Below are 19,317 nucleotides of genomic sequence, written 5' to 3'. Positions count from 1 at the left end.
CAATCTCAACGAGCGTTCAGGATTTGCAGCAAGTGATCGGCGTCCGATAAGTCATCTACCACCGCTAGAGGCTTAGCAGCCTCGAGACGTTCGCGGACGTGCGATCCGGTAGCCACCGCGATTACCTTCGCACCGATCGCATGCCCACACTCGATATCAGCGACGGTGTCTCCGATCACAATCAATTCGTCGTGGTCGGTCTTCCCGTGAAGGTCACGAAGTTTCCGAGCGGCGCGCCTTGCGAGATCATTTCGGTGTTCGTCGTGATCGCCGCCAAAGACGTCAATGAAGAAGTCGCCGAGCTGAAAATGATCGAGTTTCATACGAGCCGTTTGAGCGAGATTGCCCGTCATCACGTAGCTCTGCATTTCGGGAAAGTCGCCGATGCGTGTCAGCAGATCTGTGACACCTGGCAACAGGACGCCGCCATGTTCGACCAAGACAATCGGCAATAGATCTACATAACGCCGACTCAGGCGTTCTTGGTTCTTCGGCGTAGGATCGATTCGGTTGCGAGTGAGTAGTTCAACCAGGATCGAGCGGTCTGTCCGCCCGCCGAAATCAAGGTCCACGTCCGGGCTAACGAGACCAAATTCCTCGCTCATTGCCCGTTTCAGTGCGCCCGACCCACTGTTGTGAGTCATCAGCAGGGTCCCATCGATGTCGAAAAGCAACGTTGTCATGCAAGGATGGTAACGACAAGGGTAGAGGCTCGAAAAGTCGGCACGTCAGCAGATTCAAGCGGAGCATGCTGACGAATTTCGCACCAAACACGCGATAAACCAACGAAATTGCGGCTTCAAATCGACCAAGGACGTGTTTTGCGAGCAAGTGTCAATGCGGTGAAACAATTGCAGTGGCTTGGCATGGGACCGCTTTGGTACAAGACCAGCATCGCACCCCCGAGGGACACCTACGGCTACTCATGAAAAACTTTGGACGCGTTCTCGCCATCGCTGCACGCCGACGTGCCGCCATCGTTGGCATCTTGCTCACTTCGCTTGTCGTCGCCCTTCTTTGGGGTGCCAACATCTCGGTGCTGTATCCGCTGGTAGAAGTCGTTTTCGACAAGGAACACGAATCCCTGGCCGACTACAACGACTTTCGTATCGCGGAAGCCAAGACGCAACTGATCGCGAAAGATCAGCAAATAGAAGCACTCAATCAAAAGCTGTCCGCCGCGAACCTCAGCAGCGAGAGATCGATCGACCTGCTTCAGCAAGTTGAAAGCGAGACTTACGAGCGGACACTGATCGCAAATTCCATCACGTCGCTCGAAAAAGTCAAACCATGGATTGACGCGTACGCACCCAACGGGGCCTACGCAACGCTCTTGTTCCTAATGGGACTTCTGGTTTTCGGAACCTTCATCAAGCTCGTCGCACTCGGTGGCAACTTGATGCTAGTCCAGTACGTTAGCGAACGCACTTCATTGGACTTGCGAAATGAGTTCTTTCGGAAAACGCTGCATCTGGATCTAGAAGCGTTTGGCGAAAACGGTTCGGCTGATCTTACCGCGCGACTCACCAATGACATTTCTAACGTGTCGACCGGCATCAATGCTTTGTTGGGCCGATTGATACGTGAACCGCTGAAGATGCTCGTTTGCCTGTCGATCGCAGCCTACATTTGCCCGCGATTGTTGTTGTTGGTGATGGTGATCACACCGCTTGCCGGTCTAGTGATGCATCACATGAGTCGCGCGATCCGTCGCGCGAGCCGACGAGCAATGGAAGAGATGAGCCAGATGTACGGGCTGCTCAACAACTCATTCGCTGGCATCCGTGTGGTCAAGGCGTTCAATACGCAAGGTGCCGAACGAGCAAAGTTTAAGCACGGAACGACGAAGTTCTATCACAAGTCCATGAAGATGGCGTTCTACAACACGCTTGCACGCAGCAGTAGCGAAATGCTCGGCATTTGTACCGTCACCATGGCGATATTGGCAGGTGGTTATCTAGCGGTCCATCAAGGCACGCACTTGCTGGGCATTCGCATGACCGACCAACCGCTTGGCGTTGGGCAAGTGATGACATTCTTCGCCGCTTTGATTGGAGCGTCCGACCCGGCTAAAAAACTATCAGAGGTTTGGGCGGGATTGCAGCGAGGCCTTGCGGCAACCGAACGCGTGTATGCAATCATTGATCGCCAAACTCGCGTTTCCGAACCGGTGAACCCTCAGTCCGTCGCACGACCTCACCACAAGATTTCGTTCGACGACATTGTCTTTCAATATCCTTCGGGACCAACGGTTTTGCAGGGTGTCGATCTTACCGTTCGCCACGGCGAAACCATCGCGATCGTCGGGCCTAACGGCGGTGGCAAGAGCACACTCATTAGCCTTCTTTGCCGATTTGACGATCCGACATCAGGCCAGGTTTTGCTCGACGATGTGCCAGTCGATCAAATGCGAACCCGCGACCTACGCCGACGAATCGCATTGGTAACCCAGCGAACGGTATTGTTTGACGATACGATCGAAAACAACATTCGCTACGGTAGCCCCGGAGCCGATAGTCACGCCGTGGTCCGCGCCGCGAAGATGGCATTCGCCGATGACTTCATTCGTCAGAAAACTCCCGAAGGCTACAAGACCATGCTTGGCGGTGGCGGGATGCGATTGTCAGGTGGCCAGATGCAACGCATCGCACTCGCACGCGCATTCTTGCGAGATCCCGATATCTTGATCCTCGATGAAGCGACCAGCCAGATTGACCTTGAGAGTGAGCAGTTGATTCACCAGGCACTCGCAAAGTTTCTCGTCGACCGCACGGGCATCATGATCACGCACCGACCAACATCGTTGGCAATGGCGGATCGCATCGTCGTGATAGAATCCGGAAAAGTTGCTGCCGAAGGTAGTCACAACCACCTGATCAAGAGCAACCGTTTCTACCAAAGCCTCTGCGGCACCGAAATGAGCCGCGCCGCCTAACGCATTTGCCGTCGTGCGAAGAACTCGACCAACGAAGCCTTCGTCCGTCTACGCGTTAGAATGCTCATACCTGACTGGGCTATCGGGTGCTCGCTAACCCGCCGCGGTAGTTCGACGATAATCGCAAGATCAGCGACAAGAATCGACAGGTAACATCGTTGTTCTTGCTGCCTGCCGGGTCCTTACCCCCTCCTAGCAAACCCTCTACCGGAGGGGCAATCTCAGCTGGTGAGGCAATCGTTACGCAATGGCGAGCTCCCATTGCGATCCGCCTGACGCTTCGAAGAATGCGGCAAGTCCAGCGCCCCAGTTTGAAAGACTCGGGCAAACGTGCTTTCTACGGTCCGGCCAAATTCAGTAACTTCTCAAGCTCAAACGTTGGCCGGATATAAAGATGAGCATGCCCCTGGCGGGGGTGAAGGGTTGAGATTAAACCCTTGCTCGGATTTACGGTATACTTCTTTCCCAAACTTCGAGGTGTCTTTTTTGCCAGCTCGCATCTAGTCTCTTCTATTCGGTCTCTTATCTTTGCCTCTCTTAGGCTTCCGTTATGAAAAAACGTTCGCGCTTATCCTCGACCTCTCGTCGTCAACGTCTTGCTCGCCGCCGCGGTTTTGAATCACTAGAGGACCGCCGTTTGCTAGCCGCGAATCTGGTTTCCGACCTCGTGAATACAAACGCGTCGGACTCACCTACCGAGAGTGCCACCATTGGCGACGTTGCGATCTTTGCGAACGCAGACACCTATGGAAACGAACTTTGGATCAGCGATGGCTCAAATGCGGGCACGATGAGATTTTTGGATATCAATGAAGGCGTTGCATCTTCTGACCCAAGAAACTTCCTTCCCTTTGCCGGCGGTCTAGTGTTTGAAGCTGAGACTTTTGACGCATCGGCTGGTGAGGGCGGACCAAGAACAGCGATTTGGTACACCGACGGCACTGTCGTAGGCACTTATCAATTAGTCGATGACTTTGTGCCAGTGAGCAAAGCCGTTGTTGACAGCGATCTGTTCTTTAGCGGTGAAATCTATACTTACGGAGCCGGTTCCGGCGGCATTGCGTTAGGCAAAGTTGATGGAACCACACTGGGATCGGTGATCATCAAAAACGACTTTGAATCTACTCCCATGAGTGGAGAGTTTGCTGCCGTTGGCGACAAACTATTCTTTGTCCACGACGAGGGCAGCGATGGTAACGGGGATCCGATAGGTGAAGAACTTTGGGTTAGCGATGGCACGTTGTCAGGCACAAAAGTGGTCAAGGATATTCAAGTTGGCCAAAGCTACTATTACGACTATGGCTCGTATCCTCAATCGCTAACTGCTGCCGGCGGAAAGCTTTTCTTTACAGCGGAGTCCGATGGATTTGGACGAGAGATGTGGGTCAGCGACGGCACCGTTAGCGGAACATTCTTGCTTAAGGATATCGACGCAAACAACGATGGCTACTACTACTTCTATTCTAGTAACGCTAGCGATCTGACTGCATCGGGATCGCTATTGTATTTCACTGCGTTTGACGACGATTCGTCGCCAGCCGAATTATGGGTTAGCGACGGCAGTACAGCAGGAACACAAAAGCTGTCCGGAGTTGAAAACCCTTACGGCTTGTTGGACGTCAACAGCAAGTTGTTCTTTGCCGCTACCGATACTTCAGCGTCAAATAACAAAGGCACCGAACTATGGAGCATCGACGGTGTGACCGGCGGTATCGTCCTAGTCAAAGATATTAATTCGGGGACCGCCGACAGTTCACCAGGAGATTTCACCAACTTCAATGGAACGCTGTTGTTCACCGCAGACGATGGCATCAATGGTTCTGAGCTATGGACCAGTGATGGCACGTCAACCGGCACTTCACTGATCACTAATTTGACGGCGAGTGCATCCAGCTCAAACATCACTCCGGTGGCGACGACATCTAGTCATGCATACTTCGTCAAGAATGATGCAACGACCGACCTGTGGCGTACCGACGGTACGGCAGCAGGGACCGTTGTCGTTGAATCCACTATCGGAGGAACGCAGAATGGCATCGGCACGTCAGTTGCCGGCAATACAAAATTGTTCTTCGCTGAACTCGATTCCCCTGATCTCTTCGTGACCAGCGGTAGCACCAATGACAAGGTTCAGTTGACCAACAACTTTTCGAGCTTAGGATCGGCTCCCACGTCAGTGACACAGGTTGGCGACAAAATCTACTTTGTCTCTGACGCAAAGCTGTATGTATCCGACGGAACGGATTCAGGCACAATCGTGCTTGCCGATACCCTCAGGTTCCCAGCGTTTACGGATCAAGACAACATCATCGGAGACCTTGGCAACGGTACCGTGTTGTTTCCGGGACTTGGACCGAGCGGCTTCGAACTCTGGAAGACTGATGGCACCGTCGCCGGCACTTCTCAATTGAAAGAGCTTTACAGCGGCAACACTTCGTCCTCACCTACTAATTTTGCCGTCGTCAACGGCGTAGCGTTCTTTTATGCAAGAGCTCGCGACGGTTCCAATAACGATGTCAATTTCGAGTTATGGAAGAGCGACGGCACCGAAGCCGGCACGGTGCTGGTTGAAAACATTCATACCAGCAGTTCGTCGCTGGTTAACAAAATGACCGTGGTTGGAAACCAGGTTTATTTTATCGCTCGTGATCTTCCTACTTGGCAGATGCAACTTTTCACTAGCGATGGCACGACCACCGAAAAGGTAACTAACGTTGCCGATAGCAATTCGCTCGTGAATCCCAGTTCGCTAACCAGCTTTGACGACCGCTTGTTTTTCGTCCAAGGTGGCAAGCTATGGGTCGCCGACGGCAATCAAGCGACAAACCTGGATTCCGTCACTTCCAACGTCAGTGAGTTGGAAATCCACAACAACGAAATTTACTTCAACGGAAGTAACGACGAAATCTGGAGCACAACTCGCGATGGCAGCGGCAATATCACGGGCACCACGATGGTGGCAAATCTGAACGCTGCGGGTGGCGTTAATGCGTTACCCCAAGAACTGACTGCCGCTGGAAACGCCTTGTACTTTGTCGCGCATGCGGATGCATCGCTAGGTGATGATCTGGAGTTGTGGAAACTCGAAAGTGGTGCGGCGAGCTTGCTGAAAGATGTTTTCGATGGAACGATGTATTCGGAATCGGTTGATGACATTCCCTTTGGCTTGACGGCCTTCCAAGACAAACTAGTTTTCTTTGCCAACGATGGTATCCACGGCATTGAGCCTTGGGTTAGTGATGGAACCGCAGCAGGAACGAAAATGGTCTACGATGTCCTTCCGATCCCTGAGGCAGGTTCACTCGATGTTTATGGAGCGTACTCCTACAACAATTTTTTCCCTGTCGCGATGGATGATCAGCTTTTCTTTGCCGCTGATGATGGCATCCATGGACAAGAGCCTTGGCGAATTACATTCCCATTAGTTGCTGCTGATGTTGCCAGTGTTTCTGGTGAAGAGGGCGAGATTCTGACAGCGACGGGTACGCTTCAGTTTGCTTCCACGATCACCGCCGACTTTGGCAACGTGGTCGACAACACCAATGGCACCTGGACATGGACGGGTAGCGTCGCGGATGGCCCTGGCACTCAGGTGTTAACCCTGACCGTTACCGATGTGGATGGCTTTACGTCCGTGGAAATGGTCGATCTGAACATAACCAACGCAGCCCCGACGATCGAACTGGGATCTCCCGAAACGGTTCCCTCAACAGCGAATGGTTCGTTCTCTCGCAGTGGAATTGCGATTGCCGATGCCGGTGTGCTTGATTCGCAGACTGCCACGATTGATTACGGTGATGGTTCATCACCGGTCGTAGTCAATCTTGGTCCTGACGATGATCTAAATCTATTCCACAATTACAACACCGGGGGCGTTTACACGATCACCGTGAATGTAGTTGATTCCGATGGAGGATCTGGATCTGACACGCTCGTGGTCACAGTTGACCCACCCGAATTAAATGCAGTCGATGACGCAGTCGTTTCAACCGAAAATACGAACGTCACGATTTCAGTGTTGCCCAATGACAGTCCTGCTGGGAACGTTGGCGTCGTTGGTAATACCCAAGCTTCCAACGGAACGGTTGCCGACAACGGCGATGGAACATTCTCTTACACCCCTAACACTGGCTTTACTGGCACCGATTCATTCGACTACACAATTGCAATCACCGATGCGGAACTGGTCAGCAGCACTGCTAGCGTTGGCGATCGTTTAGGCTATAGCGTTGATGTCGACGGAGACTTCGCGGTCGTCGGTGCTTACTCAGATGACCCGGGTGGTGTGACCAACGCAGGTTCAGCGTTTGTTTATCAGCGTACCCAACCCAACTCATGGACGCAGGTTGCACAATTGTCCGGCGATGCAGTCGCCCAGTCATCGTTCGGGTGGAGCGTAGCAATCGACGGCGACACGGTTGCTGTCAGTGCTCAATACGATGGAGAACTCGGGTTCCGAGCCGGTGCTGTCTACGTGTTTGGACGCAACGAAGGTGGACCCGATAACTGGGGCCAAGTGGTGAAACTGCATGGCGACGACACCGTCAAGCGTGACCTATTCGGTCGATCCGTGGACTTGTCCGGTGACGAGATCGTCGTCGGGGCGAGCACTGCGGATCCCTTGGGAAGTGCTTCGGGCGCGGCCTACGTGTTTAAACGTGACATGGGTGGAGCGAACAACTGGGGTCAAGTCAAGAAACTGACGGGTAGCACGCAAGCCGCGGGCGATCGGTTCGGGCATTCGGTGTCGATCGATGGCGAACATATCGTCGTCGGAGCGTTTCGGCATGACGGTGTGGGTAATGACTCCGGAGCGGCATACCTATTCAAGCGTGATCGCTTTGGTGTCGACAACTGGGGGGAACTCAAAGTTCTCGAAGCTCCTGACGGAGCAGCAGCAGACAATTTCGGTACGAGTGTCGCAATACGAGGGACGACTGTCGCCGTCGGAGCACCGCTTGATGACGAAGGCGGGGTGAATCAGCTCGGGTCCGTCTACGTGTATGATCGCAACACCGGTGGCAACAACAATTGGGGACAAACAGCAAAGTTGCTCGCTGATGGAGGATCCGCAGGTGACCGCTTCGGAACCACGGTATCTATCGATGGCACCCGCATCGTTGCAGGATCACCTCAAGCCGATGGTGGTGGCGATAACTCTGGTCAGGCTTACCTTTTTGAAGATCTCGGTGGCGTGTGGCAACAAACGCGTGTCTTGGTCAACGAGCAAGTCACAACAGCGGATCAGTATGGGATCGCAGTTGCAGTTGGTGGTGATACAGCGATTGTGGGTTCCTGGCTCGACAATCGGCCTGCCAACAATTCCGGCGGCGCATATGCGTTCGACCTGCGAACCGATGTAGCGACCGTAACGGTGACAGTGAATCCAGCCAACAACGAGTTGCCACAGTTCTATGCCCCGCTGAGTTCCAACGATTCGGCCGAGCTTGTCGATGAAGTCTTGGCCGCTGAACTCGATTGGGGTCTTTTCTAGGTTCGCGATTCGTCGTCGCTTAGACGGCTCACAGCACGGAATGAAGCTTCTACAACACGTTGCTTTGACTTCGTGATACCTTTTGAAACGCTTTTGCGTTGCCGCCCCCCGCTGCTAGCGGTAGAATCATTCCTCCCATTGGAAGAGGTTTGATTCTTACTAGCTAGCGTGATTAGGCAGCCATGAAATTGGAAACATCTGACGACCAAGAAGCTGGCTCGAAAACTATCGAGTACCAGTGTTCAAGCGAGTTCATTCCGATTCTGAAACATCTCAGGGCTTCGCTGTTAGTATCGACATACAAACTCGGACGCGTGGCTGTGATTCAGCGGCTTGCTGACGATCGTCTTTCAGTCGAGATGAAAAAATTTGAGCAAGCGATGGGCATGGCCGTCAGTCCCCGTCGGCTTGCTATCGGAACACGACGAAGCATCTGGCATCTGCCAGCAGAACATGGCCTAGCGATCCCTAATCCGCTTGGGCAAGATCCCAAGTTCGCTTATCTCGCTCGACAACAACATATCACGGGCAATATCAGCGTTCATGACCTAGCTTGGCAACCACAAGGACCAAGCGCCGACGCAGGAAGCTTATGGGCGGTCAACACGTTGTTTTCTTGCCTATGTACTTTTGACGACAAGCATAACTTTGTGCCTCGTTGGAAGCCTTCGTTTGTATCTGAGCTTGCGCCTGAGGATCGTTGCCATCTCAATGGTATGGCTATGGGGCAAAGCGGGCCGGCTTATGTAACAGCGTTGGGACAGACTGACATAGGTGGTGGGTGGCGTGAGAACAAAGCCAACGGCGGAATTCTAATCGACGTGGGTTCTGGCGAAAGCCTGCTGTGCGGATTGTCGATGCCGCACTCGCCACGGCTTTACCAAGACAAACTGTGGTACTTGAATTCAGGGCATGGGCAGATTAACTGCGTCGATAGGATTTCAGGCACCAGTGATGTCGTGGATCAAGTCCCCGGTTACACGCGTGGCCTTTCATTTGCAGGCCAGTTCGCGTTTGTGGGCATGTCGCAAATTCGCGAGACCAATATTTTCGGTGGTCTACCGATTGGCGAACATGCTGACAAACTTCGCTGCGGCGTGGCCGTCGTCGATTTGGATTCGGGTCGCAGCGTGGCTTGGTTCCAATTTTCCAGCGACGTCGAGGAAGTATTCGCCGTCGAAGTTATCCCAGGAGGATTCCCTACCGTGATCCATAGCCCCAACTTAGAAGGTGACGACAAGGAATTGTGGGTGATCCCACCACTGCCCAAGAATTCCGCATAGCCGCCCTTCGTTTTCATCGCTCAGCTTCACTCCCTTCCGCTTCAGCAACTGCCCACTCGAGATCCCACCCATGTCCGATCGCCTCCGCCGTAGTCGTCCTGTCAGCCAGCACCGCAAACATCGTCGACGCAAATTTGAAGTTCTGGAAGACCGTCGGTTGCTCGCCGCCAACCTTGTTCAAGACATCGTCAGTGCGAATTCTGCGTCCGCCCCCACACAAAGTGCGACAATTGGCGATGTCGCGATCTTCGCCAACAAAGATGAATTTGGTACCGAATTGTGGCGGAGCGATGGCACCGCTAGCGGCACGTTTCGACTTGCAGACATTTACGAGGGTACATCGTCGTCATACCCCAATGGCTTCGAACCTTTTGCCGGCGGCTTGGTGTTTAATGCCACTGCACTGAACGATTCCGTTCCCTATGAGTGGGCGCACAACTCACTTTGGTTCACCGACGGAACTGTCGCGGGCACGTTTGAATTGGTCGATGACTTTGTTGCATCTGGTCAAAAAGCTGTTGTCGATGGAGATTTGTTCTTTAGCGGCTTTAGTTACACCTATGGAGTTGGCTACGGCGGAAACGCGATTGGCGAAGTAGACGCAACCACAATGGGGACTGTCATCATCAAAGATGACTTCGCATCGAATCCACTCGACGGATATTTCACGGCTGCTGGAGGCAAACTGTTCTTCACTCATTACGAAGGCGTCGATGTCAATGGCGATCCTCTCGGTGAAGAGCTTTGGGCCAGTGACGGTACTCTGTCAGGAACGCAAATCGTCAAAGACCTGCAAGACGGCGCGTCGTACTATGGATCCTACGGCAGCTACCCGCAGTCGATGGTGGAAGCTGGCGGAAAGCTGTTCTTCACTGCGGATGTCGATGGTTCAGGGCGAGAACTGTGGGTCAGCGATGGAACTGCATCCGGAACGTTTCTGCTTGATGACATTAACGTTGGGTTCAACGGGTATGGTTCCTACTATTCAAGCAATGTTTCTCAGATGACCGAGTCGGGATCGCTGTTGTACTTTGTTGCGAATGAAGAAAACGAACCTCCAACGCTCTGGTCAAGTGATGGAACCGTCGCCGGAACTCAGCAACTCGCGGGTGTCGAATACCCTAGCTACCTGCTGGACGTTAGCGGCAAGCTGTTCTTCGCAGCCACGGATACTGCCGCGACCAATAATGTTGGCACCGAGCTTTGGAGTATCGATGGCACGACAGGCGGCGTCGTGCTGGTCAAGGATATCGCTCAAGGTACCAATCCCGCCTACAGCTACCTCTACGGCAGTCAGCCTGGTGAATTTACGAATCTTAATGGCACGCTGATTTTCACAGCGAATGATGGAGTCAATGGTTATGAACTGTGGAAGAGCGATGGGACCACCGCAGGAACGACGCTCATCACAGATCTGACCGCTGGGTACTTTGGCTCGAGTCTTGATCCTGTGGCGACAACATCGAACTACTACTACTTTGTCAAGAACGAAGCGACGTCTGATCTTTGGCGGACGGACGGAACCGCTTCGGGTACCATTCTGGTCGAGCCTACCATTGGCGGATATTACTACGGCATTGGTTCGGCAACTGCAGGGACAACCAAGTTGTTCTTTACCGAACCTGACCAGCCAGACTTATTTGTGACCTCGGGTAGTTTGAACGACAAGGTTCAACTGACCAGCAACGTTTCCAGTTCCGGGTCGTATCCCGTATCAACTGCTGCCGCAAACGGTCAGTTGTACTTTCGCTCGCAAAGCAAGCTGTGGACGTCCGATGGAACGGAAACTGGGACCATCGAGATTGCCGATTCCTATCCATTCGCCTATTCCGGTACGGAAAATACGGTTGGAGATCTCGGCAATGGCACCGTTCTATTCTCGGGCCAGGGTACCGATGGCCATGAACTTTGGAAGACCGACGGAACCGTGGCGGGAACATCACAACTAAAAGACCTGTTTCCTGGTTCGTTTTCGTCGTACCCGTTTAACTTCGCCGTAGCCTCTGGGACTGCATTTTTCACCGCTCGCGCCCAAGATTCCTCTTTGAACGACCTCGGGTACGAACTGTGGAAGAGCGATGGAACTGCCGCTGGTACGGTGTTCGTGCAGGACATTAACCTGGGGATATCAGGGAGCTACATTCGAAACATGACCGCAGTGGGAAATCGTGTTTACTTCACCGCACGAGACTCGTCCAACATCACTCAGCTTTGGACGAGCGACGGCACAACAACGGAAAAGGTACTCGATGTTGCTACCAGCACGACGTTGGATCAGCCGGCAGCACTCCTAAGTTATGACAATCGCTTGTTCTTCACGGATGCGGATTTGTTATGGGTGGCTGACGGCAACCAAGCCACCAACCTTGACGCTGTGACATCTGTTGGTTCCAGTGTCGTTGGTGCGATGGAATCCTACGATGGCGAGCTCTACTTTGCCGCCAACAGTGACGAAATCTGGCGAACGACGCGAAACGGCAGCGGAGTGATCACGGGCACGACGATGGTGGCGGATCTTGAATCGGCGGCCTACACGTACAGCAACCCCGATCAGTTGACCGCCGTCGGTGACACACTTTTCTTCGTCGCCTACACCGACGCGAGTGTTGATCAGGACTTTGAACTTTGGAAGATCGACAGCGGAACGGCGAGTGTGGTCGCAGATGTTTTTGACGGAACCCTGTACCCTGAAACGAACAGCGATTACCCGTTTGGGCTCACCGCCTTTCACGACAAACTCATCTTTTTTGCCGACGATGGTGTCAACGGTATCGAACCTTGGGTCAGTGATGGAACAGCCGCGGGAACGCAGTTGCTTCATGACATTCATCCGGTTCCGAATACCAATTCCGTCGATGTCTATCCAAACGTGTCCTACAACGCGTTCTTTCCCACCGTGGTCGATGACCAATTCTTCTTTGCCGCCGATGACGGTTTGCATGGGCGAGAACCGTGGCGAATCACATTCCCACTCATCTCCGCCGATAATGCAGTCATCGCTGGCGACGAAGGTGAGACACTCAGCACCACCGGAACATTACGTTTCACGTCAACGATCACGACAGACTACGGCACGGTTATCGATAACGGTGACGGCACGTGGACCTGGACAGGCAGCGTTGCGGATGGACCGAACACTCAAGTCGTAACGCTAACCGTCACCGACTCTGATGGTTTAGTTGCAACGGAATCATTTACGCTCGACGTAGCCAACGATGCGCCAACAATTGAGCTTGGTGCGTCAGAAACAATTACCCCAACACAGTTTGGTAAATTTAGTCGACTAGCGATTCCAATTGCGGATGCGGGAACCTTCGATTCGCAAACTGCCACGATTGACTACGGCGATGGATCGCCCCCGGTGATTGTGAACCTTGGCCCCAATGAGGACCTGGACCTTTCGCATGTTTACGCTGTCGGTGGCGTCTACACGATCTCAGTGACTGTGATGGACTCGGATGGAGACACTGGTTCGGACACGTTGACTATCACCGTTGATCCGCCAGGACCGGACGCCATTGACGACTCGGCGCTTACGACGCAACAAACGAACGTCTCAATTTCAGTGCTAACTAACGACGCACCAAGCGGCAATGCAAACGTGGTCAGTCATACAGAAGCCGACAATGGAACCGTGGTCGACAACGGCGATGGCACCTTCACGTACACACCAGACGTTGGCTTCACTGGAACAGACTCGTTTGATTACTCGATCGCGATTAGCGATGCAGAACTTGTCAGCAATGCCGCGAGTGGAGGCGACCGGTTCGGCTATAGCGTCGACGTTGATGGCGACTTTGCAGTGGTGGGATCATTCCTTGATGATCCTGGTAACTTTACGAACGCAGGATCGGCATTTGTCTACCAACGCACTAATCCCAACTCGTGGGTTCAAGTGGCTCAGCTTACTGGTGACTCGGTTGCCAACACATCGTTTGGTTGGAGTGTCGCAATTGATGGCGATACCGTCGCCGTAAGCGCTCAATACGACGGCGACCTCGGATTCCGAGCAGGTGCCGTATACATCTACGATCGAAATGAAGGCGGTGTCGACAATTGGGGACGCGTCAAGAAAATTTACGGTGACGATACCGTCAAACGCGATCTATTTGGTCGCAGCATAGATCTCTCGGGCGACACAATTGTCGTTGGGGCTAGTACAGCCGATCCACTAGGAAGTGCTTCAGGCGCCGCTTACGTTTTCAATCGCGATGAAGGTGGCGTATCGAATTGGGGACAAGTCAAAAAGTTAACCGGCAGCACCCAAGGAGCTGGCGATCGGTTCGGACATTCGGTCTCGATTGAAGGCGACGACATCGCAGTGGGCGCGTTTAAACATGATGGCGTCGCGATTGACACAGGAGCCGTTTATATTTTCCGACGTGACCGGTTCGGAACAGAATTCTGGGGTGAGCTCAAGGCTATCGAAGCCCCAGACGCCATGGCAAGCGATAACTTCGGCACAAGTGTTTCCATCCATGGAACAACGCTGGTTGTAGGATCGCCTCTAGATGATGAAGGTGGTTTCAACCAAGTCGGATCCGTCTATGTGTTTGACCGAAACACGGGTGGCTCGAACAACTGGGGCCAAACAGCCAAGTTACTCGCCGACGACGGCATCGCTGGCGACCGATTTGGTACTACAGTTTCGTTTGATGGTAATCGGATAGTCGCTGGATCACCGCAAGCCGATATTGGCGGTTCGGACTCGGGTGAAGCGTACTTGTTCGAAGATCTAACCGCAGGATGGCAGCAAACACGTATTCTGGTCAACGAGCAAGTCACAACCGCTGATCAATACGGAATTGCAGTCGCCGTGGATGGCGATGTTGCCATTGTTGGTTCTTGGCTGGATAACCGCCCCGTCAATAATTCGGGCGGTGCTTACGCGTTTGATTTGCGGACTGATACCGCCACGGTGACGGTCACAGTCAATGCAAGTGGCGGAAGTGCGGAGTCGTTCGAATATCTCGCACCGCCAACTTCCATCGAGCGTTCCCAATCGGTCGACGAAGTACTTCGAGACGAATTCGAGTGGCTTCTGTTCTGAATCAGATACTCCTTGAACACTCAATCACACACGATCAGTCACGAATGCATTTGAACAATAGCGAATCGTGTCAGTGAAACCTTGGCACCGTTGCTTGACGACCTTGGGCCCCAACATCAAGCGATGAGACTGTCTCGCAGTCAAACGGCGTTATCATCGATTGCGAGTTGACTGGCTTGAATACTAAAACGCTCTTACCAATTTGAAGTCACGCATCAATCGCGATAGCGTGACTGACAACCAGTTCCGCACTTGTTGAGTCGCTGCATGCCCATTGCGAGTAGCAATCGACAGACAATGAAGGTGTTAATTTCTATGGCAGGGGCTTCCCAACGTCGATTGAAGTCGATTCAAGTGACTGGCTATTTCCTACGTCGTTCAATCAAGGCTTAAGCCAATCCGATAGTCAACGATTCCGGCATGGCGAATCCCTTAGATCCACAACGGTATTGGCCGTCGAATGCAATTCGGGAATCTGCCGGATAGCAATCATGGAATCGTTTTGGATAACGGCGTTTAAGCAACCGATCGAGAGCCAGGGTGGATTTGTCCGCATGATCTTAAACGAGACAAATTGCCAAACTTCAATACAGAGATGTAGACAAAACTAACGCTCGCGAGTGACTTGCAGTGACGCCTAAAATAACCGATACGCGAAACGCAACATTTCTCTAAGCGCCGACGACGTCGGCGGCTTTGTAGACCACTTGGGCTCGTCGAAATCCGATGCGTTCGTAGAACCGAATCGCTGACGAATTATCGACGGTAACTTCTAAGTGCATGCGTGTCAGCCCAACGGATCGAAACCCTTCGGCGGCTTTGCTAAGCAAGATCGCACCGAGACCTCGATTGCGATGCAGGGGATCGATACCCACGTTCTGAATCGCACCCCATCCGTCAATCTCGAGCCCCTGGATCGTGCCCACCGGAATTAGTTTACCAATGTCCGTATCGCGATAACGACAAAGCCAAGTGGACTCCGGTACGAAAGAACTCCGCGACGTGATCTCTTTCATCAGTCTCAGACAACCATCGCGACGCCCCAAGCAAGGGAACACGTTGGCATCGAGTTCGTACCGAAAACTCTCGTACTTTGCTAACGCGTGTTCTCGCAATACTCCGTCGCTGTACCGCACGAACTCGTAGCCCGACGGGACAGCCGAAACGAGCGACCCTAATATCCCCTCGTCGGGCTCACAGAGATCGTACTCCATCCGGTAGCGTTTGAAGTAGGTCAGTCCCATAACACCATTGGGGGTCGATCGAGGCAGTTGACGCCATTGAACAATAAGCTGGCTAATCAAAAGTCCAGTGAAACACCGGGCTCGTAACGCGACAGGCTAGTGGCTCGCTTGCCAAGTGACACACCGGGCCAGGCGAATAGTTAATTTTAACACCTTCTTGCTGGGTTCGCGCGAATTGCACTAGGCTTTTGCCAACTTTGCTTGCTCCTTGACGAATCCAGATTGATAACGATGCAGGACGCTGAAACCACGTTTCCTCCCCTAATTGATAAAGCTTACGTGCTCACCGGTGCTACCGCGTCGGGTAAGAGTTCGCTGGGGTTGGATTGGGCGGAACGTGTCGGTGGGGAAATCCTCTCGCTCGATTCCATCGCTGTTTATCGCGACATGGACATCGGGACGGCCAAACCAACCGCCGACCAGATCGCTCGCGTACCGCACCATTTGATCAACTTGGTGGATCCTGCCGAGGAATTCAGCGTCGCTTGCTACATGCGTGCTGCTCACCAAGCCGTCAACGAAATCTGCTCTCGTGGCAAAGTCCCGATCTTTGTCGGTGGCACCCCGATGTTCTTGAAGGGAATCCTAAGAGGTTTTGATCCGGGACCGCCCGCTGATTGGGAATTCCGCAAGTCAGTGGAACGTGATGTCCAAGAGCACGGTGTCGAGGCCCTGCGCGAACGGCTACGCCAAGTTGATCCGTTGGCTGAACATCGAATCAATACCAATGATGTTCGTCGGATGATTCGCGCGTTAGAAGTTTCTCGGGCGACGGGTGTGCCGATTAGTCATCGCCAAATCCAGTTTGAAAAGCAGGTGTCGCCTGATCAGTGCAACGTGAACGCATTGATGTGGCCGCGCGATCAATTGCACGCCCGTATCAACGAGCGGGTGGAGGCGATGTTCCAAGCTGGACTTGTTGGCGAGGTCCAGTCGCTATTGGATCGTCCCGGTGGCATGTCACGAACCGCTCGGCAAGCCGTCGGTTATCGCGAGGTCATCGAGCACCTTGATGGCACGATTGATCTAGACACCGCCAAAGAACAAGTCGCCGCTCACACACGCCGATTGGCGAGGCGTCAGGAAACTTGGTTCCGATCGTTCAAAGAGATTCGCCACATCGAAATGAGCGAGGGTTGCGATCCGGAGCAGGCGCTACAGCAATTGCAGCAGCGTTAGTTATCAGCGTTAGTTATCAATGCCGCGAATTGGCGTTACAGCGAGAACAACGTCATCATGCCAGTAGGCATTGCACTTTGCGTGTTGTAAAGCTCGGGATACCACCGGCCTAGTTCAATGAACATCGCGACCACGGCGATCAACAAGAAGATCATGGCAAGGAATAGCATGACCGTGTAGATACTTGGCGGTTGCTTCCGGTTCTCAGTCGAGAGTTGTGTCGACACGGTCGTTCTCCTGCAAGATGCCTTCGCTGTAGTCTTCCAAGATCTCGGCAACTGCTCGGTCTGGCTTGGTATTACGAATCTTTAGTTTGCCGACGTAACGACCCTTGCGGGTGACTTCTAGCATGTGTCCTTTGCGAAGTCCTTCATCAGCACCAATCGAAACCAAAACCAAACGGCGAGGACGATCGACTTCCAAGATCACACCATTTCGTTCTGGCGGAGCACCGTCTAATGGTGCGTGAATATCGATGCCTTTGGATGCGACTACTTCTTCGAATCGCGTGACTTGGCTCATCAGTTGTTGATTGCGTTCTTCAAGTTGGACCTTGAAGCCACGCAGCTTGTTCATTTGGTCAGTCAGCTCAAGTGTTTGAGTGAACAGCTTGTCGCGGTCTTGTTGTTCGGTGCGAACTGATTCGCGAAGCTTCGCGTTCTCGCCGGTGAGTCGCTCAAGTTCTTGAGCACGGCTGAGGTCGGTTTGCGACAGTTCCTGAACTTGTGCGGTGAGTTTTTGGACCGTCGATTCGCTGTTTTGAAGTTCGCCGCGAAGCTGGTCGAGTTGCGTTTGCAGAGCAGCCAAGGCCGTTCGACGCGATGCTTGTTCGCGGTTCAATGCCGCTTGGATGCGTTCTTGCGAATCGCGAAGTTGCTCGTTGATTTGAATCTTCGATTCGATCTGAGACTTCAGGCCTGGCTGGCCGTTAACGCCCGTTAAGACGACGTCTCGCCAATTCCGGTGCGATGCGTTCACGGCCAATGCGAGGGCCATGAAGATCACGCTGAGAATCAGGACCAGAGCGGTGAATGCTTTCCCGATGAGGGTCATGTGTGAATTCCGTTAACGACAAGATCGACAAGAGACGACGTAGACTGAGCGCTTTGGATCAAGATCCAGGAGACCGAACGTCTCCCGAAGTATAGTTACGCGGAAAAACGGGTGTCAACGAATTCGGCGTGAAAACCGGCATTCCCAACCCAAATCCCCGGCCAGGACCGATGATGCGGGTTTTAAGGGAGTCAACCTAGATTGCTGGGTGCCCGAAATGCTCGGGAACGGTATAACTTTCCACCATGGAAGTGATCTCATTGCAATCAGGAAGCAGTGGCAACTGCATTTACGTCGAAACCAAGGGCGTTCGGCTACTCTTTGACGCCGGTATCAGCGGGAGGGCCGCCGAAATGCGGCTGGCCGAGCATGGGAAGGACATCCGCGACTGCGATGCCCTGATCATTTCCCACGACCACCGCGACCATATTTGCGGAATGGGCACGTTTCACCGAAAGTTCGGGTTGCCCGTTTATGTCACCCGAAAGACCTTCGATGAGGCCCGTCGAAGGATCAAGATCGGAAAGCTTTCCGACGTACGTCACTTCGACGCCGGCGACACCCTAACCTTTGGCAATGTCCAAGTCGAATCCATCTGCACCCCCCACGACGCGGTGGATGGAGTTGTGTTCGTGGTGGACGATTGTCACCATCGTTTCGGAATCTTGACGGACCTAGGCCATATCTTCGATGGACTGCCAGCGGTGGTCTCATCCCTGGACGCGCTAATCATCGAGAGCAACTATTGCCCAGAACTTCTGGAAAAAGGACCTTATCCCGAGTTCTTGAAAGCTCGTATCCGAGGACCTCGGGGGCACCTGTCGAACCAGGATTGCGCCGAAGTGCTGCGGTTCGCTCAAACCGAACGATTAAAATGGGCCTGCCTGGGGCACTTGTCAGAACAGAATAACGATCCCGCCGTCGCAATCGCCACTCACCACCAGGTGTTGGGAGCGACATTCCCGGTACATTGCGCGGATCGCAAGTCAGCATCCCAAGTGCTGTCGATTTCCTAGTTGAGGACAACGTCAAACGACGCGTTCTAGCTAGACCGCCATTGTCAGTCTGGCAAGATCCCT

The 19,317-nt window shown here is 53.2% G+C and carries 10 protein-coding genes; 6 read left to right on the top strand and 4 right to left on the bottom strand.

The genetic code is table 11. The annotated features are described in order from the left end of the window. Positions 1 to 5: 5 nt before the first annotated feature. Positions 6 to 683, bottom strand: a complete 678-nt coding sequence (locus Pla22_RS13250; protein ID WP_146515036.1) for an HAD family hydrolase — start codon at positions 681 to 683, stop codon at positions 6 to 8. 242 nt (positions 684 to 925) lie between these two features. Here Pla22_RS13250 and Pla22_RS13245 point away from each other — a divergent pair, with 242 nt between their 5' ends. The 4 genes from Pla22_RS13245 to Pla22_RS13230 all read left to right on the top strand — a co-directional run bounded on the left by Pla22_RS13245 (position 926) and on the right by Pla22_RS13230 (position 14,762). After that, positions 926 to 2,935, top strand: coding sequence for an ABC transporter ATP-binding protein (locus Pla22_RS13245; protein WP_146515035.1), 2,010 nt, complete (start codon positions 926 to 928; stop codon positions 2,933 to 2,935). A 550-nt stretch (positions 2,936 to 3,485) separates the two neighbouring features. Next, positions 3,486 to 8,429, top strand: coding sequence for an Ig-like domain-containing protein (locus Pla22_RS13240; protein ID WP_146515034.1), 4,944 nt, complete (start codon positions 3,486 to 3,488; stop codon positions 8,427 to 8,429). Between the two features lie 182 nt (positions 8,430 to 8,611). After that, entirely contained in the window at positions 8,612 to 9,712 is a 1,101-nt protein-coding gene (locus Pla22_RS13235) for a TIGR03032 family protein (RefSeq protein ID WP_146515033.1), read from the top strand. A 70-nt stretch (positions 9,713 to 9,782) separates the two neighbouring features. Next, positions 9,783 to 14,762, top strand: coding sequence for an Ig-like domain-containing protein (locus tag Pla22_RS13230; RefSeq protein WP_146515032.1), 4,980 nt, complete (start codon positions 9,783 to 9,785; stop codon positions 14,760 to 14,762). Positions 14,763 to 15,433: 671 nt separating this feature from the next. Here the strand turns inward: Pla22_RS13230 and Pla22_RS13225 are convergent. After that, positions 15,434 to 16,006, bottom strand: a complete 573-nt coding sequence (locus Pla22_RS13225) for a GNAT family N-acetyltransferase (RefSeq protein WP_146515031.1) — start codon at positions 16,004 to 16,006, stop codon at positions 15,434 to 15,436. Positions 16,007 to 16,237: 231 nt separating this feature from the next. On the opposite strand from Pla22_RS13225, the gene miaA reads away from it, so the two are divergent. After that, positions 16,238 to 17,185 carry a tRNA (adenosine(37)-N6)-dimethylallyltransferase MiaA gene (gene miaA / locus Pla22_RS13220; protein WP_146515030.1) on the top strand — a complete coding sequence of 316 codons (948 nt, stop codon included), beginning with the start codon at positions 16,238 to 16,240 and terminating at the stop codon, positions 17,183 to 17,185. A gap of 35 nt (positions 17,186 to 17,220) precedes the next feature. Here the strand turns inward: miaA and Pla22_RS13215 are convergent, their stop codons facing one another. Together Pla22_RS13215 and Pla22_RS13210 are read right to left on the bottom strand one after the other, a co-directional pair. Then, positions 17,221 to 17,412 (bottom strand): hypothetical protein, encoded by a 192-nt coding sequence (locus Pla22_RS13215; RefSeq protein ID WP_146515029.1) that lies wholly within the window; start codon positions 17,410 to 17,412, stop codon positions 17,221 to 17,223. After that, the gene (locus Pla22_RS13210; RefSeq protein WP_146515028.1) at positions 17,390 to 18,238 is read right to left on the bottom strand and encodes a hypothetical protein; all 849 of its coding nucleotides are present in this window, start codon (positions 18,236 to 18,238) and stop codon (positions 17,390 to 17,392) included. The genes Pla22_RS13215 and Pla22_RS13210 overlap by 23 nt, the downstream gene beginning before the upstream one ends. 245 nt (positions 18,239 to 18,483) lie before the next feature. On the opposite strand from Pla22_RS13210, the gene Pla22_RS13205 reads away from it, so the two are divergent. Beyond that, positions 18,484 to 19,254, top strand: coding sequence for an MBL fold metallo-hydrolase (locus Pla22_RS13205; protein ID WP_146515027.1), 771 nt, complete (start codon positions 18,484 to 18,486; stop codon positions 19,252 to 19,254). Positions 19,255 to 19,317 lie beyond the last annotated feature (63 nt).

The sequence above is a fragment of the Rubripirellula amarantea genome (genome assembly GCF_007859865.1).
GTDB classification, from domain to species: Bacteria; Planctomycetota; Planctomycetia; order Pirellulales; family Pirellulaceae; genus Rubripirellula; species Rubripirellula amarantea.
This window is presented reverse-complemented; position numbering and strand designations above follow the sequence as displayed.